Genomic DNA, 19,249 nt, shown 5'->3' with positions numbered 1-19,249 from the left:
AATGCAGAGGGGGTGTTTTTTTATTCTGTATGGGGTCAATACACGCCTACAGATGATTCTTGATATTTTTATTCTAATTAGATGCTAAATAAGAAATGCTATTAGGGCGAATATGATTCTCTATGAACTTTTATCTGCTGTTGGAATTGTTTATTTAGGTTTTTTAGTATGGAAGTGGTTAGAAAAACCTAAGCAACAATATCAAGCACCTAGAGTTATTCGCAAATGGATATTGGATGATCCTGAAGGGGAGCTGTATTTAGCTTCTATTACATCAGACCAAAAGGTGTGGTCTGCTTGTGGGCGTTATGCGCATTCTTCTGGTTCAACGAGTACGACTTGGTCTTGTTTTTTAGCAGGGGGGTTAAATGAAGGTGTTCGAACAACGATGGGACAGAAAGTATTGGATGAAATGATTGAATGCCTAAAGCAGCAAAATCTAAAATAATTCTATGCAGTTTTCATGCTTGTTAAATGAGAGGGCTAAGCCTTCATTACAATAAATATTTGCCCTTTGCTATTTTTTTGAACAGATTAGTCAGTGGAAAAGAACTTTGCTTATAGGCGGAAACATTGCTTTATGTTATAAATATTTTAATAGGCATGTTTTTTGCTTAATATAAAAGGGGAGTACCATGAAATTATCTGTTGGGTTGAAAGTTGCGAACAATCTCTCGTTAACTCCTCAATTGCAACAGGCTATTCGTCTTTTACAATTATCGAGTCTAGAATTAGAACAAGAAATACAAATTCAATTAGATAGTAATCCATTACTTGAAAAAGTTGAGGAAAATAGTTCTACAGAAAGTTTATCTACACTTGAGTCGCAAGAAACAGGCGATTTAACAACTGAGCTTAATGCTGATCATTTACCTAATGATTTACCTGTAGATACAGAGTGGGATGATATTTATACCCATCAATCAACAGCCTTAGCGACCCCGGAATATGAAGAGCGAGAAGATAATCGCCAAGTTCATTTAGGTTTAAAAGAACATATTTTAGAGCAGGTTAATCTGTTACATTTTTCTTTAATTGATAAATTAATTGCCTACTGCATTGTTGATTCTTTAGATGATAAAGGGTTTCTAGATGCAGAGTTGGACGATATTTTATTAGCCGTCAATCGGTTATTACAAGAAATGGAAAATGATGAAGAGGTTGAAGAAGATGAAGTTATCGTTGTTTTAAAACATATTCAACATTTAGATCCAATTGGTGTAGGTTCTCGGAATTTGGCTGAGTGTTTGAAAATTCAGTTAGAAGGCTTACATGACAAAGTTCCTTATATTTCAGAAGCAAAGAGTTTACTGAAATATTATGAATTATTGATCTCTAATGATTTAAATAAATTATTAAAGCAAACAGGTTTATCTAAAGAACAGCTAAAAAGTGCTGTTGATTTATTAAAAACATTAAAGCCTTATCCTGGTTTAGAGTTTGATCAACAAGAATCTGAATATCAGGTTCCAGATGTTGTTGTGGCAAAAAAAGATCAACATTGGCAAGTTCAACTCAATCCAGATGTGATGCCAAAACTACGCATTAATTCATTTTATTCAAATATGATTCGCCGAGCAGATCAAAGTGATGATAATGTTTATTTGCGAAATCAAATGCTTGAAGCTAAAAATTTTATAAAAAGTATTGATGAAAGACATAAAACACTTTTAAAAGTTGCAACTTGTATAGTCGAGCATCAACGTGCTTTTCTTGAGCAAGGTGCAGAGGCAATGAAACCATTGGTTTTACGTGATGTAGCTGAAGAGGTCGAATTACATGAATCGACTGTATCGCGTGTGACGACTAATAAATATATGCTGACGCCACGTGGTTTATTTGAATTGAAATACTTTTTTTCAAGTCATGTTGGTACGACAACTGGCGGTGAGGCTTCATCAACTGCAATTCGCGCAATGATCAAAAAACTGGTTTCCAATGAAAATCCTCGTAAACCATTGTCTGATAATACAATTGCTGAGATGTTGAAAAATGAAGGTATTGAAGTTGCTCGAAGGACTGTAGCGAAATATCGTGAATCGTTACATATTCCATCATCTTCTGAAAGAAAAGTCTTGATCTAAAATTCAAGATGTGGCTATTTTAGGTGTTCATTATTACGAAATAATGAATCTTTTAATAATCACTAGAGGAATCGCTGCAATGGTTTAATGAATGTTAGGTAATTGATATGCATTAAATTTATTTGAGCGATTTTCTTGATTCCTGAGAAAAAGGTGAGGGATAGAATTATGCAAATAACGATTCGTGGACACCATTTAACAATTACGCCAGCAATTGAAAAAAATATAAAAGAAAAATTTAGTCAGATGACTAAGCATCTAGATCAAGTGAATAGTATGCAAATCAAATTGGCTAAAGATCATCAAATTGATAAACGTTCGCATAAAGGCAGTGCAAACCATATTGCTGAAGCAATTATACGTTTGCCTGGGATTGAGCTGTTTGCTCAAGCAACTGCTGATGATATGTATACTTCGATTAAAAAGTTAACAGAAAAATTAAAAAGACAACTTGCAAAACATAGAAAAATGCAGTGTTCATATCAACATGAACTAGCACTTTTGAGTTAATTTTTTATATTTATAAAAGAGGCTTTTTCTGAGCCTCTTTTTTTATTGATAAAAAAAGAAACTGCGTACTGAATTATGTGAAAAAGTTATAGTAAAATAACTCGTTTTACACCAATGGTTGTATAAGAGGTCTTGAAATGAATAGTGAGCAGCTCACGCAAATTTTAAAAGAAGCCTTCCCTGAAGCAGAAGTAGCAGTGAGTGGACAAGCTGGAAAATTTGACCTTCGCATTGTTGATGATCAGTTTGAAGGTAAAAGAACGGTAACACGTCAGCAAGCGGTTTATGCACCTCTAAATTCTTATATCGCGAGTGGTGAAGTTCACGCAGTAACAATTCGCGCAATGACAAAAGACGAATGGCGCAAAGCAAGCCTTTTCGGAGCTTAAATATTAATGGATAAATTTTTAATTACGGGCGGCGTTAAGCTCGAAGGTGAAGTACGCATTTCTGGTGCTAAAAATGCCGCTTTGCCTTTACTTGCTGCAATGATCCTTGCTGACTCTCCGATTACGTTAACTAATGTACCAAATTTAAAAGATGTAAATACGCTTGTTAAATTAATTGCTGGTTTAGGCGTGACGATGAGCTATGAAGGGGAAATCGTTCGTGCTGATACATCAACATTAGATAATCAATTTGCACCTTATGAGCTCGTTAAAACCATGCGAGCATCAATTCTAGTACTTGGTCCACTGCTAGCACGTTATGGTAATGCAAAAGTTTCATTACCTGGTGGCTGTGCAATTGGTTCTCGTCCTGTTGATCAGCATTTAAAAGCTTTAGAAGCTTTGGGTGCGCAGATTGAAGTAGAAAATGGTTATGTGCATGCTTCTGTTGATGGTCGTTTAAAAGGCGGTGAAGTTGTATTCGATATGGTCACTGTTGGCGGTACTGAAAATATCTTGATGGCAGCTGCACTCGCGGATGGTGTGACCACGATTCGTAATGCAGCTCGTGAACCTGAGATTACTGATCTTGCTCAAATGCTCATTAAGATGGGGGCAAAAATTGAAGGGCTTGATACAGATACTTTAGTGGTGACCGGTGTTGAAAGCTTACATGGCTGTGAATATGCTGTGGTTGCTGACCGTATTGAAACGGGTTCATATTTAGCTGCTGCTGCTATTACTGGTGGCCGAGTGAAAACCACGCATACTGATCCAGCTTTATTAGAAGCAGTTTTGGATAAGTTTGAAGAAATGGGTGCTGAAGTCACTCGTGGTGATAACTGGATTGAGCTTGATATGCAAGGTAAGCGTCCAAAAGCAGTAAGCTTTAGAACATTGCCGCATCCAGATTTTCCAACTGATATGCAAGCACAGATCATGGCAGTGAATGCAATTGGCCGTGGATTTGCAACGATTTCAGAAACAATTTTTGAAAATCGTTTTATGCATGTCCCTGAACTTTCACGTATGGGTGCGAATATCCAAGTTGAAGGTCATGATGCAGTTGTAACTGGTGTTGATAAGCTCCAAGCGGCACCTGTGATGGCAACAGATTTACGTGCTTCATTCTCACTTGTTCTTGCTGCATTAGTAGCAGAAGGTGAGACGCTGGTTGATCGTATTTATCATATCGATCGTGGCTATGAACATGTTGAAGATAAATTACAAAGTTTAGGCGCTCAAATTAAGCGAGTAAAAGGATGAATGACTTAAGAAACGATGATCCAAATTTTGATGTAATGGGTAATTTTGATCATGGTTTAACTTTAGCACTCAGTAAAGGTCGTATTTTAAAAGAAACATTGCCGTTACTTGAAAATGCAGGCATCAATTTACTTGAAGATCCAGATAAGTCACGTAAATTGATTTTCCCAACGACACACAAAAAAGTGCGCATTTTAATTTTGCGTGCTTCTGATGTACCTACTTATGTTGAAAATGGTGCAGCGGATTTTGGTGTGGCGGGTAAAGATGTATTGATGGAACATGGTGCGCAACATGTTTATGAGTTACTTGATCTAAAGATCGCCAATTGTAAGTTGATGACTGCTGGTAAAGTGGGAATGGAGCGACCCAAAGGTCGTTTAAAAATCGCAACCAAATATGTCAATTTAACTCGTCAATATTATGCAAGCTTAGGTGAGCAAGTTGATGTCATTAAACTATATGGATCAATGGAATTAGCGCCATTGGTTGGTTTAGGTGATTATATTGTCGATGTTGTTGATACTGGCAATACCTTACGTGCCAATGGCTTAGAGCCATTAGAAGAAATTTGCAAAGTGTCTTCACGCTTAATTGTGAATAAGGCGAGTTTTAAACGTAAACAAGCGATCTTAAATCCAATTTTGACTCAGCTTGAAGAGGCGATCAAAAATCGCTAATCGTATTTTTAAAATTAAAAAGGTCAACTAAGGTTGGCCTTTTTATTTAAGTTTTTCTGGATTGCGTAGCACGTAGATATCAGATATTTGTGATTGATTAAAACTAAAAGTGATTGCAGTTACATAGCTATGGTTGTTGTCGTACAGTTTGAAACCATGATTGCCATTCAATAAACATATTTCCCAAGATAACTCATTCCACGCTATGAAGAGCAAACGTTCAAAGAAGCGTAATACGTCAGATTGACCTATAAATGGATGTCGAATTGCTGATACCTTGCCGCCACCATCTGCTGCAATTTGGATATCTTCACTCAATAACTCTTTAAGTCGTCCAATATTCTGAGAATGAACAGCATCTTTAAAAGCATGAAGTAGGACAAGTTGTCGTGAGGAGGGAATCGTTGAAAGTACTTTAGATTCTGACTTGATATGTTTCCGTCCACGAGTCACTAATTGTCGACAATAGCTCTGTGTCTCTTGTAGAAATTCTGAAATTTCAATGTAATCAAAATTGAAAATATCATGCAACAAATAAGCTGCCCGTTCTTTAGCAGAAAGTTTTTCTAATACCAAAAGAAAAGCGGTAGAGAGCGTGTAGTCGGATTCAATGGATAAGTCTTCTGATTGATCATACGGCTCAGGTAGCCAAGTTCCAATATATTCAGTCCGAGATTTATGATGCGAACGTAGAAGATCAATACAGTGGCGAGTGCATACGGAGGTTAGCCAAGCTTGTGGATTGATAATATCTTGTTTAGGTTGTTGCTGCCATTTGATAAAAATTTCTTGTAAAACATCTTCAGTTTCATGTACTGACCCTAAAAGTCGATAGGCAAGGCCAAACAAAAATGTTCGGCTTGCCTGAAATAGCTTTAAATCTTCATTGCTGAAATTTGTGGTCGTATTCATTTTATTTTAGTGTTGAGCGATACCAATACGATTCCATAAATTAATCATACCAATCAGTAAAGTTAAAGTAGATATTTGCGCTTCGCTGAAATATTGGAGTAACTCGACACGAAGAGGTTCATAATTTGTTTGAACTTGCAGTGTTGTCAAAGCTTCTACCCAAGCAAATGCAGCTTTTTCTTGTACACTGAAATCTGAGCAGTGTCGCCAAACAATTAATCGATCCAAACGTGTTTGTGTTTCCCCATCTGCGAGTGCCTCAGTAATATGCATTTTGACGCAAAAAGCGCATTGATTGATTTGGGAGGCTCTAAGTAAAACAAGATGATACAGTGAACGCTCAATGAGTGTTGATTGGTCAATATATTGATGAACTTGTTGTAGATAGCGAATTGCATCTGGTAGATGTTTTTGCGGGTGGATATTATGAGTCGTCATTTTTATTTCCTAATTACAGTGGATTTGCTAATAAACTGACGATTCAGGAATATAAATTGTGACAGTTAAAAGTGTAATTAATTTTAAGCATATGTTTTTATTTGAAATATTTTATTATGCGGATTGTGTTTTATAGAAAAATAATCATTCATCGAGTTTATCTTTATGCATGATTGATTTTTTAGGCGGAGATTGCGCCCACAAGCCTAATGAAAAAGAGTAAACTTAGCGCTCTCTTATTCGCCTTGTGGGTAAATTGATGCGACGTTTATCGACTCAGGATCAGAACTTTAAACAGGCTTTTGCTGAACTTTTAGCATTTGAAACTGTGAATGATCCTCAATTAGTACAAACCGTAGATCAAATTATTGCTGATGTTCGTCAGCATGGTGACGATCATGTACTTAAATTAACACAGCAGTTCGATCGACATCCAGCGCATCAATTCTCTGATTTAGAGTTAACTCAAGTACAACTCAAAGCTGCATTTGACGGTTTAAGTTCTGAAATACGCGAAGCACTTGAACTCGCTGCGAAACGTATCCGCTCATTCCATGAGGCACAAAAACAAGACGGCTGGACTTATGTCGATGAGTTAGGCAATACGCTAGGTCAAAAGGTTACACCGCTTGATCGTGTTGGGATTTATGTGCCAGGGGGATTAGCCTCATATCCATCATCAGTTTTGATGAATGCTTTACCAGCACATGTGGCTGGCGTGCCAGAAATTATTATGGTTGTTCCAGCACCTAATGGTGAGCTGAATCCACTTGTATTGGCGGCTGCCTATTTAGCTGGTGTGAGTCGTGTGTTTACTATTGGCGGTGCACAAGCGGTTGCAGCATTAGCCTATGGAACTCAAACAGTTCCAGCTGTAGATAAAATTACAGGACCTGGCAATCGTTTTGTCGCGGCTGCAAAGCGCGCGGTATTCGGTCAGGTCGGTATTGATATGATTGCAGGCCCTTCAGAAATTTTGGTTTATGCTGAAGGGGAAAATAATGCTGAATGGTTAGCGATGGATGTATTGTCTCAAGCTGAGCATGACACTGTGGCGCAAGCTATTTTCATTACTTCTGATGAAGTGCTTTTAAATGCAGTTGAAGCAGCCATTGAAAAACATTTAAGTGAATTACCAAAAGCTGAAATTGCTAAAACATCGATTCAAAATCGTGGTGCATTAGTACTGGTAAAGGATCGTGCAGAAGCGATCGATCTGATTAATCAAGTTGCGCCTGAGCATTTAGAATTGTGCCTAGACGATGCTGAGTTGATGAGCCAAGAAATACGTCATGCAGGTGCAATCTTTATGGGACGTTATACCCCTGAAGCGATTGGTGACTATTGTGCAGGTCCAAACCATGTGTTACCGACTTCAGGAACAGCGCGGTTTTCATCGCCACTCGGTGTTTATGATTTCCAAAAACGCTCAAGTCTGATTATGTGCTCACAGGAAGGTGTTAAAACCTTAGCGAAGACCGCCGATGTACTTGCAGTGCAAGAAAATTTGGATGCCCATGCTCGCTCAGCACGTTACCGTTATCAATAACCGATTCGAGAAATAGATAGGGGCTGATAAGCCCCTTTTTTGAGACATAAAGAGAGTAGAAAAATGACGTTTACAACAGAGCAAATGCGTTTTTGGAGTCCAGAAGTTCGTGAGTTAGAGCCATATGTGCCGGGTGAACAACCTAAAATTCAGAATTTACTCAAACTTAATACTAACGAAAATCCATATCCGCCATCACCCAAAGTTGTGGAAGCCGTGCAGGCAGTTTTGGCTAATCAAGCTGATGCCTTACGTTTGTACCCTGATCCTGATGCGACTGCTTTAAAACAGGCCATTGCCAATCAACAAAATGTTGATGTTGCTCAAGTCTTTGTTGGTAATGGCTCAGACGAGGTTTTAGCTCATATTTTCAAAGCCTTCTTTATTCAAAAACAACCTATTCTATATCCAGATATTACCTACAGCTTTTATCCCGTTTATAGTCAGTTTTTTGGAATTGAAACCAAACAAATTCCATTAAATGATAAATTTGAAATCAATGTTGCAGATTATCAGCAAGAAAATGGCGGCATTATTATTACGAACCCAAATGCACCGACCAGTATAGCTTTGGGGTTAGCTGAGATCGAGCAAGTGTTACAAGCGAATCCAGATCGAGTGGTCGTGATTGATGAGGCTTATGTTGATTTTGGAGCAGAATCAGCGGTTCAGCTTGTTCATCGATATGACAATTTAGTGGTGTGTCAAACAACTTCAAAATCACGTTCACTGGCTGGCTTACGTGTCGGCTTTGCGATTGCACAGCCACATTTAATTGCAGCACTTGAAGCTGTGAAAAATAGTTTTAACTCTTATCCAATTGATCGTTTTGCTATTGCAGCAGCGGTTGCATCATTTGAAGATCAAGCTTATTTTGTGCAGCAATGCCAAAAAGTGATCGAAAGTCGTGAACTTCTTGTGAATGATTTGACTGCGCTTGGCTTTAATATCTTGCCATCCAAAGCTAATTTTATTTTCGCTACGCATCCTCAGCATGATGCTGGGCAGCTTGCTCAACAGTTACGTGAACAGGGCATTATTGTTCGTTATTTCAATAAGCCGAGAATTAATCAATTCCTACGTATCACAATTGGTACAGATGAACAAAATCAGCGTTTAGTCGAGACACTTAAAACGCAAATTTTATAAATCGTACTTTAGGGTCTGTTAACATTTCACAGATGCTTGCGACAGAGGATATTTTTAGACGATACAAGGCATGTTTTGTGAAGCTTAGTCATTCTAAGTAAACAGGACATAACGCAGTAGCGGCAGAAAATATCCCTGTCCCGTAGGGTTATGGCTAAAACTTCCCTAAACTGCGTTATGAAACTTGACAAGGGAGTCGCGATTGCCTGCGTTTCATGCCTTGTTTATGTCGATAACGCAATGCATGGCTGAAATGTCAGCAGATCCTAATTTTTAGGTTTCTGCTGTGTATTGATTAAATCAAGCATGGCAGAAATCTTATCGAAGCATTCTTGATATTCTGCTTCAGCATCAGATGCAATGGTAATTCCTCCACCAGCCCACATTGAAAGTTGATCTTGATATTTCTGAATACTACGAATCAAGATATTCCAACAACCTGTTCCATCAAAATTGAAATAACCAAGACTTCCACAGTAAGCACCGCGTGGCGCTCCTTCAAGTTCTTCAATAATTTGCATCGCTCGAATTTTGGGTGCACCAGTAATTGAACCACCAGGAAGTGCCGATAAAAGCATTTCCATAGGATGAATGTCTTGTTTTAATGTTGCTGTAATTTCGCTCACCATATGATGAACTTGGTTGAAGCTCTCAATTTCAAATAATTTAGTGGTTTGAACAGAACCAGTTTCTGCGTACAGACTCAAATCATTTCTGAGTAAATCAACGATCATGACATTTTCAGCTTGATCTTTCTGTGACTGACTTAACTTCTCTTTAGAAAGTTGATCCGCTGCTGGATCGTCAAAACGCGGCATAGTCCCCTTAATTGGACGGGTTTTTATCTGTCTATCATTTTGAAATTCTATGAATAATTCTGGAGAACAGCTTAGTAGCTCAAATTCATCAACTTTCAAATAACCTGAGTAGGGTGCATGCGTTAGTTCCCAAAGTTTTTCAGCTTGACTCAGTAATGAACCACTCGCTTGAGCAATGAACTCTTGTGTAAGATTAATCTGATAACAATCTCCAGCCTTAATGTATTCTTGGACTTGATTGAAAGCATTTAAATATTGTTGTTTAGACCAGCGGGGGTGACATTTTTCACTTAACGAGAGTACGTCAATATCTGCGTCTTGATGAATTAAATGAGATATATATTGGAAAATTTCTTCTACATTATCATCATGACTATAAAAATGCCAAGCTTGATCGTGGAACTTTAAAAAAGTTGAATATTGACCTAAAAAAAAGCTCGGTTGAGGATGAGATTTAATATTTACAGATAAATTTGCACTATAGTCATAACCCAAAAAGCCAATATATCCACCTTGAAATCCTTGATTGGTATGATGTCTGAGAAGCGGCTTATTATCGAAAGTGGAAAATTCTAAAATTGATGTTGGGTTCATTTTTTGTGAATAGTGATTAAAATTTTCACGATAAAATTCTTGAATATCAGAGCTTTGATTAACTAAAAATCTATTTGGTAAAAATGCAATAACAGGACGGTTTTGATCAAGCAAATAAACTAAACCAGTCAATTCTTTAAGTCGAGTGATAAGGTCGAATGCTGAAATATGCTGGGTTTCAAGTTTTTGCTGAAAAAGAGACATAAATTGACAGGAGTTGAAGCTATTTATTGAAAGGTAAATTGTACTACAGCTTCAAAAATCTAGTTATCTTTAACACAAGTTGATTTCACAAATAAGAGATTTCTAGTCTTGAAAAAGATGGTTTGAATACTTGTTAGCATAAAAAATAAATTAAGTGTTTTTGTTAACAATTAGCATCAAGCCTTAGTGTTCAGATAAATGGGAAGTAAATAGAAAAACAAACATGTTTTTGAAAATTTGGTCTGAAAAATATCAAATAAGTTCAAATAGTTGTTTTCTCAATCTTGATACACATACTGCGTTTAATTTTTATGCCGTTTATCGGGTTGTTTATAAAAAGGAGTTAACAGGAGTTGAACATAAAATAACAAACAGGTAATTTAGTACTTGCTAAGCGAACTACTCAAGGATTGGAAGTTCAAGTTGTCATTTAAGAATAAAACAACAGTGGACAGTTTAGAGTAGTGTAAGTCAAAAAATAAATGCTCTTGGGAGAGTGCTCAATGAAAATGTTTACTAAACTAGCTTTAGTTTCTTCAATGGCGATTAGCGCAAATGCAATGGCTATGCAAGCGATGGATGATGCTGCTCTTAGCTCTGCAACAGGTCAAGATGGTATCAATATCGGTATTGGTGCTGGTCTAAATGGTGATTTGGCAACATTTATGGGTAGTGACCCTGCTACGACTAAAGGTATCTTAGTTACTGATCTATATGTTCATGATAATGGTGGTTTATCAAATACTGCTACTTTTAATGGTGTAAACTTAGGCGGTACTGATACTTCTGGTGCAATCCATATTGCTGGTTTAGGTCTTCAAGCTACGAGTGGTGCAGATAACTTTGATGGTTCTGCTTCTACTAACTTGATTAATTTAAGTATTGATACTGATGCTGGCGATGCTGGTGCTGGTGGTGCATTCTTAAATGTTGGTGCAAATGTTGCTGCTCTTAGAGTTAAAGTTGGTGCGATCAGTGTTGGGGCTTCAGGTCTTACAAATGGTGCAACAGCAACAACAGGTCCAACTTTAGATAGTTCTGTAGCAGATGTTCGTCGTGGTACAACAGGTACTGAAAATGAAATCCTTACAGGTTTAACTTTGGATATGGGTAAAGTGGCTGCTAACGTTCAGTTAGGTGCTACACCGCAAGGCGCAATGGTTCTAGTTAAATCTTCTTTAAGTGGTCTTGATATTACTGATCTAGGTATCAAAGATGCTGCTGCTGGTGGTCAAATCTACCTTGATGGTATCCATGTTCGTGGTGCTGGTGGTACAGCGATTGATGTTGATTTAGGCATCAAAGTTAAGTCTACTGGCCTTGAAATCACAAACAATAGTGTTGCTGGTAATGATGTCTACGTGAAAGGTGTTCATTTAGGTGCTCAAGCTAACGCTTCAATTGGTGATGTGGAAGTTCAAGGTCTTAAACTTGGTGCAACTACTATTACAATTTCTGGTCACTAATTTATTTAGTTATCATGCAAAAAAAGCGCATATTGCGCTTTTTTTGTTTTTTAGCGTGAAAATGAAGAATAATATTTGTACTAGATACTTTTTTGTAAAACCATTCACAAGAACTTGGTAAAACATGTCTGAATTATAATAATTGATAACATTTCGTCAAAAAAAACTAAAAAAATGCTGTTTTTTTTTATAAAAAAAGGTATCTTCAACAGACATGGACGTGGTGTCTTGAACACTGAGAATAAAATGAATAAGGCAAGAAATGCCGCTGTTAAGAAAAGAGACGTATGTTAGAGATAGCTCTAGGCTCTGCACTGATGTATTACTTTACAACGCAAGCCTTCGAAATAGAAAAAAAGCCTGATGGGACTGTGTATTACACAGAAACTTTAGATTCTAGAAATCCTTCGTTTGCACGAAATCATCGTGAAGCTGTTGTTATTAAGCCAGCAGTGGAAGATCAATTTCGTGGCATTGTACGTCAAGCCTATGACTATAGTTGCGGTTCTGCAGCTTTAACGACGCTATTAAATGGCTATGGTGGATTAAAACTGACAGAGCAACAAACCATGAGTGGGTTATTGCAATATGGTGAATACCAGCGAATTATCGAGCGTCGGAGTTTCTCTTTATTAGATATGAAGCGGTTTGTTTCTGCTTTGGGATTAAATAGTGGTGGATACCGTGGGGAGTTTTCTGATTTAACAGCCTTAAAACAACCAGCGATTGTGCCGATTACCTATGCTGGTTTTAAGCATTTTGTAGTATATAAGGCGTATAAAGATGGCAGAGTATATGTTGCAGACCCATCTTTAGGAAATATCAGCTTTGATGAATCTCGATTTAAAGAGGTTTGGGATAATAATACTTTATTTATTATAGACATACCTGAACAATATCGTAAAAACTTCTTAGCGTTGCAGGATGCGGATATGCGACATGTTGATGATGCTACAATTAATCGATACGCATTAGCTGAAATTCAATTCCCTACACAAAAATTTGAAAAAATTGCGGATAAAGCTTCGACTATGCGTAGAGTGTTGGATGCTGATCCTAATTCTGAAAACTACAACAAGCCAATTACGACCTTTATGCGGATGTACTACAAGCGTAAATAACCAATAGATTTTAGTAAATAAAATGAATCAGTAGGAAGTCATAATGAATAATCAATGGATGAATATGAGTGTGTTAGCACTAAGTTTAAGTGCGATCACAACAGCTCTTTACGCAGAAGAACAGCCGCAAGTTCAAGTTGATCAGCAGGAACAGGTTCAAGCTGCTGAGTCTACAGAAAACGCCGCACAAGAAACTCAAAAATCTGATGATAATACATCAGCTGAGAATGGTGTAAATCAAGCTGCGACTGCTTTACAGAAAAAAGATGGGGATGCAACAGGTGAAACAAACTTGCAAGAAGTATTCACCTCTAATGAAAGGCAGTATTCATTAATTAAAAAAGGCGTAATTTCATCTTATTATGATATTGATTATACGTATTATCGTGATAGCCGTTTAGATTTAGCTACAAGTGATAGTACAAGTTCTTTAGCGCGTTTACGGGTTGAAGAGGATGCAAACCATACCTTAACGAACTCTTTTACTGTCCAGTATGGTGTTTTAGATAATGTTACGTTATCTGCAACGCTCCCTTTTATGGCTAAAAAAGATTTATTGCAAGATAAAACAGCTGCTGGCTTAGGTGATATTTCTTTTGGTGCACGTTGGGAGCCATTTCCACTAAAACAAGGTCGTTTACCTTTAGTATTATTCGGTAGTTTGTCTACGAAGACTGGTGATAGCCCTTATGAAATTGGTCTAGATGAGTTATCGACAGGTAAAGGATATTATTCTGTAGGTGTTGGGGCAAGTACGCGTAAGTATATTGATCCTGTTGTATTATTTACCTCAGTATCTGCTAATTACGGACTTAAAGAATCTGGTTTAAATCAAATACGTGGCGGTGGTGAGGATGGTCCTCGTATCTTGGATAGTTTTGATCCAGGCCTAAGTGGTGGCTTTTCATTTGGTTTCGCATACTCCTTTAACTATGACGTATCTTTAACGATGTCATATCAACAGAGTTTTAATACTGGCGCAAAATTCTATTTCAAAAACGATGAAAGTTACAAGTCTGCCGACCAAAGTAGTGCAATGCTTTCTTTTGCTCTAGGGGTCAGGGTTTCTCCAGAAACTATTGTAAATGGCACAGTGGGAATAGGTCTAACAGAAGATGCTCCAGATGTATCTTTAGGATTGTCATTCCCGTTAGATATTATAGGTTTTGGCAAAAAAATACGTTAAGGAGATATAATGGTGAAATATCCTAAGTTATGTCCTTTAACACTAGGTATTTTAGTTGCAGGACTTTCAAATATTGCAAATGCTCAACTTGGGCAAGATTTATCTGTTGATTTACGTTCACTAGCTTTGGGTAATGCTGTTACAGCTGATCCACCTGGAATCAGTGCTGTGCACTTTAACCCTGCTGCGTTAACGAAGATCGATGGTTTACAAACAGATGTACAGGGTATTCTCGCTAACTTTGCCATTAAAAGAGATTATGCAGCCCCAGCAGGTTATAATGTTTTTGGATATTCTGATGATCCATTAGTCTGTAATGATGGACCTGAAGTTGAAACAGGGATTTGTACAGATTTTAAAGGCACAGTCTCAGGTGACGTTGAATACGCCAGTATTTATGTACCTATACTAAAGAAGATTGTCGACTTAGGGCCTAATTCTCCTTTAGTCGCACCAACAGCAGGTATTGCTTATAAGCCGCCTGGTTCCAAAGTAACTTATGCTACCGCTGCTTACGCGCCCTTAGTAGCAGGTTTTGGTGCTGAGGATGGTAATCCTAGTAATTATATGGGGCAGCAAGTCGCTCTAGAGCGTATTACCTACTTATCTCCTTCATTTGGTTATCAAGTTAACGATCATTTATCTATTGGTGCATCATTTGGTATGTCATATCAAGCGATCGCTATGAAAACTGATTTACGTTTCCCTAATGAAATGATTGGGGTATTGCGTATGGTTGATGAGGTAGTCTGCGGACCATTCAAAAATAATGGTGATATCATTACAGATTTACTTCTTTTTGGTATTTGTAATACTCAAGAAGGGATGAACCCATTTAATAAAATGGGGTCATTGGACGTTTCATTGGAACAATCATTAAGTCCTAGTTATAACTTGGGACTACTTTGGGAACCAACTGATGATTTTAGCTTTGGTATGGTTTATCAAAGTGAAGCAAAAATGCGGTTACGAGGCAAGTATTTAATTGATAATGCTAGGGCTCCTCAACAATTAGTAGCAGGTCTTAATTCATCTGCTACGGGTCAAATTCTAGCTGCTATTTTAGGGCTGCCAGGCTATGTACCTGATGTAGAGTCTGGTTTAGTTGCGATGGATTTCAAATATCCGCAACATTTTAAAGCTGGTATAAAGTATAAAATTTTCCCTGATTTACAAATGAATTTTGATGTTGGTTGGACTGACTTCTCAGCATGGGATAAATTCAAGTTCGAATTTGATAGACAAATTTCATTACTAAAAGTTGCAAAATTATTATCTAATGATGTGACTGATCGTTCATTAGCTTTACCTTTAAAGTTTCAGTCGTCTTGGCGTTGGGGGATTGGGTTTGAGTATTCTGCTACAGATCGTTTGAAATTAAGGATTGGCTATGAACCACGTACAAGCTCTATTCCTGATGATAAGCGAAATACGATGGTACCAATTAATAACGCTCAGTTATTCGGTTTAGGTCTTGGTTATCGTTTTGATCAAGATACTGATTTAGATTTATCTATCGGGTTTTTACGTAGCCGTGATGATATTCCAGCCAACACAAGTAGTCTTTCAAATAAAACAGGGGTAGATAATATTTTATTAAACCCTTATGCAGGACTGAATGTTAAAACCAATACCAAAGTCACTTTACTTGGTATCAACTATAGAACTAGATGGTAATGCAAAAGCAAAGAAAGCAACGATCAAAACTTACTATGCTGATTATGTCTTTAGGCTTAGTGAGCGGATCGAATTTATATGCAGATGGTTTTTACACAATCATTGGTCCAGACGGTCGGCCAATGATTGTGCCAAAGAAAGAACAAGTAAAAGTTCAGAATCAATCTGTGAATGATCAAGCATTAAAATCAGCTCCAGTTAAGCAAATCTCTCCAAAGAAAGATGAGCCTGTTGTAAAAGAGCGAGTGATTGTTACAACTACTCAGCCAGTATACGATAAAGCACCTTTGGAACAAAAAGATGTAAGCCAATCAAAAAAATCTCGGATTGAGGAAAAGCATCAAGAAAAGGTTGTAGATATTCCTTCAGATCAAAGTGAAAAAACTTCAAACCGAATGAATTCTCAAAATAAAAATATTGAGGTTTTTGTTGAACCCCAAAAAAACTTTCAAAGCAATGATATTAAGATACCTATAAACACTTCTAAAATATCAACTGAATTACAAGATGAGCAAGAACCATTTACTGATATTGATGGTGTGAAATATGTAAATAATGAGTTTCTAGAAGATCAGGAATTTAATCTAGAAGGCAAAAAACGTTTTTATACAATGCCTGATGGCAGTGGTAGGCTTGAAACCATTGAGCGTAAGAAAGGTGTCAATCGTTCTATGCTTGATCGAATTATGAATCGATCATTAGAGTCAAATAAACCAATTACATTAGCAGAAAGTTACGTGCGTTTATCAGAACAAGATTTAGCACTCGCATTTGAGAATGATCGTTGCTTTATTGAGGGTTATTCTAAGTCTATTAAAAAGTTGACTCCGAAAAAAGAAGTTGGTGTTTGGCCAAGAAAACCGCTTAAAGAAAAATTTGAATATGAAGTAATTGAGTTGGATAGTTCGATTAGATATCTACAAATCGATTCATTTGCTTCTAGTAATGAGCATCCAACTTATTATTGGCCTTTGGTTGTCTTCTTAAATGAGAAGGGATGTATTAATGAAGGTGTGAGTGGCTTTAAGAATGCTACTGTCAATACATCTTTATTTAAGCATGCAGCAATTCAAGGAACACTTCGTATACCATCAAATACTCGCTATTTAATGATGACACCGTTGGCCTCAGCTGTTGATGTACCTGAAAAAGAACTTTCGAATCAAGGACAGATAAATCTCTCTGTTTTACAGTAACTATTAGGATGAGTTTTGTATGAATAAGAAAATAATATTACCTTTCGCTTTATCTACATTTGCGGCTCTCTTAACTGGTTGTGGTGGTGAAAGTGCGAAAATAAATGAAGATCCAACACAAGGGGTTGATGGTGTTACGTCAAATACAAGTTGTAATACTACAGATTCTGAGTGTTTACAATTCGTCTTTGATTATCCTGCTGCAGGTATTAACTTTGATTGTAGTACGGATAGATACAACCATTTCGCGACTAAGTTAGAAGGAAATATCGTCACTGGTGCTTGTAAGTTAGGAGATGAGGCAACTTTCTATATACAGGGAACAGATGCCCGTAGAATCAGTCTTGGTAAAATAAAGCTTGATACGATTGCTAAACTAAAAACGACAACTGCGCCTCATATTCGTGTTATTGATTTTGCGATGGCATTAACGGAAAAATCACCGAGTTCGCTTAACGCAAATGATGAAACCATTCGTGTTGCTATGGCGATTGTTAAAATTTTGCAAAGCATGGGGATTGAACGAAATGATAATATTGCTGGTGAATTACAACCAACGGAATTTACAGAAGAGAAGAAAGATCAATTAAATATTTTAGCAAAAGATATTGGTGTAAATGAGCTGTTATCTGGTGAATATGTATCTATTCTTCAACCGTGGTTAGATGTAAGTAAAGTTTCTGATGATCAAGCATTTAATATGGTTGTTCAGTTGTTAAATTTAGTAAATACAGGTATTTGGCAAGCTGAATTGCCTACCTATAAAGCAGGTGGAGAAAGCACGTCTTCTGATAATAATCTTAGACCTGATGGCTTCTTCGGTTGTAATAAGACGCCAAGCACAAAATGTATTGAGGCGGCAAGTGATTTGTTACATTCTATGGGAAGTTTCTTTCTTTTGTCAGATCGCCAAGGTTATACCATTGGGAATGGTCAACAATGGAAAGGGCCTGCAACCACTTCTGATAATATTGTTGTTGCTCCAATTGCTCTAATTACAAAAGTTAAACCTGCTAAGCTTCAAATAGATGCCCAAAGTAGCTGGTTAAATCCAATTACTCAACAAATAAATACAACTACTCCGTTACGGTTGAAATTAACAGAAAATAATCCGGCAGAGGACTTGTTAATCAATCAAGGGAAGTTGATGAATAGAAATACCATTGCGGGTACGGAAAACATTTATCGACAATTAATTAAAGCAAAAGATAGTGATGTGATTGATACATCTCATTTAGGAACTTGGAAGCAAACTATCGCCAGTACAAATTACAATGGTACTGTTGATATTGTTAAAGTAAATCCATCGAGCTATTTGTCAAAAGATATTTTTAGAACAGAAAAGAATGTTGCTTCTCAGCAAAATTATATTTTTCCACTTTATGCAACTTTGACTTTTAACTTTTCGACTGAGGCTAAATTATCACCTGTGAGTTTGGGAGTCGTCATTGATGAAAATGGTGATATTCGTTCTGATATTAAAGCAGATTCAACGTCAACAGATATGAGTGGTGTTTGCGGAACGGTAAAATCTATTAATGCCGATGGAACAATCACAGATAATAATGATCAAGTACAATATCGTATTGGTACAACAGGTGCTACATTATTTTCTACCAATGATAAGTCGATTTCTGTAAGAATGTTATTTTCTAATCCGAAATTTGGACTTATTGATGGTGCTTCTTTTGGATTAAATCTAACATCAGGCACTGGTGCAAAAATTAATATACATAATCTTTTAAGTGGTCAAGTTACGGGTATTAATTTGACAAACTTCTCAAATAACACGGTTGTTTGGTCAAATACTTACGCATACTATACTGATGTATATAATCGCCTTTATGATGATTTGAAAACTGAAGATAAAAACAAGTATGTTGCTCCGACAGATGCAGAGCGTGAGTTGGCGAAACGTTTTTCTGGAACAGTGAGTATTAAAATTGCTGATCAGAATATTCCTGCATGTAAAGCGATTAAAACAAAGTCTTAATTTTTTACTCAATAAAA

At 37.0% G+C, this 19,249-nt stretch carries 17 protein-coding genes; 14 read left to right on the top strand and 3 right to left on the bottom strand.

Translation table 11 applies throughout. The features are described 5' to 3' along the window. The first annotated feature begins 112 nt into the window (after positions 1-112). The 6 genes from IO68_RS23375 to hisG all read left to right on the top strand — a co-directional run bounded on the left by IO68_RS23375 (position 113) and on the right by hisG (position 4,929). Positions 113-448: a hypothetical protein gene (locus IO68_RS23375; protein WP_023013118.1), complete on the top strand. Its 336-nt coding sequence runs from the start codon at positions 113-115 to the stop codon at positions 446-448. A gap of 187 nt (positions 449-635) precedes the next feature. After that, a complete protein-coding gene (locus IO68_RS23370) occupies positions 636-2,084 on the top strand; it encodes an RNA polymerase factor sigma-54 (protein ID WP_004881453.1) in 1,449 nt (482 codons plus the stop codon). A 168-nt stretch (positions 2,085-2,252) separates the two neighbouring features. Continuing rightward, the gene (gene hpf / locus IO68_RS23365; protein ID WP_004881451.1) at positions 2,253-2,594 is read left to right on the top strand and encodes a ribosome hibernation-promoting factor, HPF/YfiA family; all 342 of its coding nucleotides are present in this window, start codon (positions 2,253-2,255) and stop codon (positions 2,592-2,594) included. 137 nt (positions 2,595-2,731) lie between these two features. After that, entirely contained in the window at positions 2,732-2,983 is a 252-nt protein-coding gene (gene ibaG / locus IO68_RS23360) for a BolA family iron metabolism protein IbaG (RefSeq protein WP_004881449.1), read from the top strand. A 6-nt stretch (positions 2,984-2,989) separates the two neighbouring features. Further along, positions 2,990-4,249: a UDP-N-acetylglucosamine 1-carboxyvinyltransferase gene (murA, locus tag IO68_RS23355; RefSeq protein ID WP_023013117.1), complete on the top strand. Its 1,260-nt coding sequence runs from the start codon at positions 2,990-2,992 to the stop codon at positions 4,247-4,249. After that, positions 4,246-4,929, top strand: a complete 684-nt coding sequence (hisG, locus tag IO68_RS23350; RefSeq protein WP_004881446.1) for an ATP phosphoribosyltransferase — start codon at positions 4,246-4,248, stop codon at positions 4,927-4,929. Before murA ends, hisG begins: the two co-directional genes overlap by 4 nt. Positions 4,930-4,971: 42 nt before the next feature. Here hisG and IO68_RS23345 read toward each other — a convergent pair whose 3' ends face one another. Both IO68_RS23345 and IO68_RS23340 read right to left on the bottom strand, forming a co-directional pair. Continuing rightward, a complete protein-coding gene (locus IO68_RS23345) occupies positions 4,972-5,841 on the bottom strand; it encodes a sigma-70 family RNA polymerase sigma factor (RefSeq protein WP_023013116.1) in 870 nt (289 codons plus the stop codon). Positions 5,842-5,847: 6 nt separating this feature from the next. Further along, on the bottom strand, positions 5,848-6,279 hold the full coding sequence (locus tag IO68_RS23340) for a carboxymuconolactone decarboxylase family protein (RefSeq protein WP_023013115.1): 432 nt from the start codon (positions 6,277-6,279) through the stop codon (positions 5,848-5,850). 259 nt (positions 6,280-6,538) lie between these two features. On the opposite strand from IO68_RS23340, the gene hisD reads away from it, so the two are divergent. After that, positions 6,539-7,828, top strand: coding sequence for a histidinol dehydrogenase (gene hisD, locus IO68_RS23335; protein ID WP_023013114.1), 1,290 nt, complete (start codon positions 6,539-6,541; stop codon positions 7,826-7,828). 63 nt (positions 7,829-7,891) lie between these two features. Further along, positions 7,892-8,977 (top strand): histidinol-phosphate transaminase, encoded by a 1,086-nt coding sequence (gene hisC / locus IO68_RS23330; RefSeq protein ID WP_023013113.1) that lies wholly within the window; start codon positions 7,892-7,894, stop codon positions 8,975-8,977. 266 nt (positions 8,978-9,243) lie between these two features. Here the strand turns inward: hisC and IO68_RS23325 are convergent, their stop codons facing one another. Next, positions 9,244-10,593, bottom strand: a complete 1,350-nt coding sequence (locus IO68_RS23325) for an anthranilate synthase component I family protein (protein WP_023013112.1) — start codon at positions 10,591-10,593, stop codon at positions 9,244-9,246. A 503-nt stretch (positions 10,594-11,096) separates the two neighbouring features. Between IO68_RS23325 and IO68_RS23320 the strand changes: the two genes are divergently transcribed. The 6 genes from IO68_RS23320 (at position 11,097) to IO68_RS23295 (ending at position 19,232) form a co-directional block, all read left to right on the top strand. Continuing rightward, positions 11,097-12,059, top strand: coding sequence for a DUF6160 family protein (locus IO68_RS23320; RefSeq protein WP_023013111.1), 963 nt, complete (start codon positions 11,097-11,099; stop codon positions 12,057-12,059). A gap of 287 nt (positions 12,060-12,346) precedes the next feature. Beyond that, complete coding sequence (locus tag IO68_RS23315) at positions 12,347-13,180, top strand: C39 family peptidase (protein WP_023013109.1); 834 nt, start codon at positions 12,347-12,349, stop codon at positions 13,178-13,180. Between the two features lie 43 nt (positions 13,181-13,223). Next, on the top strand, positions 13,224-14,366 hold the full coding sequence (locus tag IO68_RS23310) for a transporter (RefSeq protein ID WP_023013108.1): 1,143 nt from the start codon (positions 13,224-13,226) through the stop codon (positions 14,364-14,366). 12 nt (positions 14,367-14,378) lie between these two features. Next, positions 14,379-16,043 carry an OmpP1/FadL family transporter gene (locus IO68_RS23305; protein WP_171068566.1) on the top strand — a complete coding sequence of 555 codons (1,665 nt, stop codon included), beginning with the start codon at positions 14,379-14,381 and terminating at the stop codon, positions 16,041-16,043. Positions 16,044-16,078: 35 nt separating this feature from the next. Continuing rightward, the gene (gene filE / locus IO68_RS23300) at positions 16,079-17,239 is read left to right on the top strand and encodes a putative pilus assembly protein FilE (protein WP_413540709.1); all 1,161 of its coding nucleotides are present in this window, start codon (positions 16,079-16,081) and stop codon (positions 17,237-17,239) included. A 19-nt stretch (positions 17,240-17,258) separates the two neighbouring features. After that, positions 17,259-19,232, top strand: a complete 1,974-nt coding sequence (locus IO68_RS23295; RefSeq protein WP_023013105.1) for a hypothetical protein — start codon at positions 17,259-17,261, stop codon at positions 19,230-19,232. The last annotated feature ends 17 nt before the right edge of the window (positions 19,233-19,249 follow it).

The sequence above is a fragment of the Acinetobacter sp. COS3 genome, assembly GCF_000475335.1.
Classification (GTDB): domain Bacteria; phylum Pseudomonadota; class Gammaproteobacteria; order Pseudomonadales; family Moraxellaceae; genus Acinetobacter; species Acinetobacter venetianus.
Note: the sequence above shows the minus strand (reverse complement) of the source record. Positions and strands in the feature narration are given on the sequence as shown.

Bases quoted from the DNA above. Each gene is read 5' to 3' on its own strand.
- IO68_RS23375 (WP_023013118.1), top strand. From the start codon at position 113: ATGATTCTCTATGAACTTTTATCTGCTGTTGGAATTGTTTATTTAGGT.
- IO68_RS23320 (WP_023013111.1), top strand. From the start codon at position 11,097: ATGAAAATGTTTACTAAACTAGCTTTAGTTTCTTCAATGGCGATTAGC.
- hisG (WP_004881446.1), top strand. From the start codon at position 4,246: ATGAATGACTTAAGAAACGATGATCCAAATTTTGATGTAATGGGTAAT.
- filE (WP_413540709.1), top strand. From the start codon at position 16,079: ATGCTGATTATGTCTTTAGGCTTAGTGAGCGGATCGAATTTATATGCA.
- IO68_RS23310 (WP_023013108.1), top strand. From the start codon at position 13,224: ATGAATAATCAATGGATGAATATGAGTGTGTTAGCACTAAGTTTAAGT.
- murA (WP_023013117.1), top strand. From the start codon at position 2,990: ATGGATAAATTTTTAATTACGGGCGGCGTTAAGCTCGAAGGTGAAGTA.
- hisC (WP_023013113.1), top strand. From the start codon at position 7,892: ATGACGTTTACAACAGAGCAAATGCGTTTTTGGAGTCCAGAAGTTCGT.
- IO68_RS23315 (WP_023013109.1), top strand. From the start codon at position 12,347: ATGTTAGAGATAGCTCTAGGCTCTGCACTGATGTATTACTTTACAACG.
- IO68_RS23345 (WP_023013116.1), bottom strand. From the start codon at position 5,841: ATGAATACGACCACAAATTTCAGCAATGAAGATTTAAAGCTATTTCAG.
- IO68_RS23325 (WP_023013112.1), bottom strand. From the start codon at position 10,593: ATGTCTCTTTTTCAGCAAAAACTTGAAACCCAGCATATTTCAGCATTC.
- hisD (WP_023013114.1), top strand. From the start codon at position 6,539: ATGCGACGTTTATCGACTCAGGATCAGAACTTTAAACAGGCTTTTGCT.
- IO68_RS23370 (WP_004881453.1), top strand. From the start codon at position 636: ATGAAATTATCTGTTGGGTTGAAAGTTGCGAACAATCTCTCGTTAACT.
- IO68_RS23340 (WP_023013115.1), bottom strand. From the start codon at position 6,279: ATGACGACTCATAATATCCACCCGCAAAAACATCTACCAGATGCAATT.
- ibaG (WP_004881449.1), top strand. From the start codon at position 2,732: ATGAATAGTGAGCAGCTCACGCAAATTTTAAAAGAAGCCTTCCCTGAA.
- IO68_RS23295 (WP_023013105.1), top strand. From the start codon at position 17,259: ATGAATAAGAAAATAATATTACCTTTCGCTTTATCTACATTTGCGGCT.
- hpf (WP_004881451.1), top strand. From the start codon at position 2,253: ATGCAAATAACGATTCGTGGACACCATTTAACAATTACGCCAGCAATT.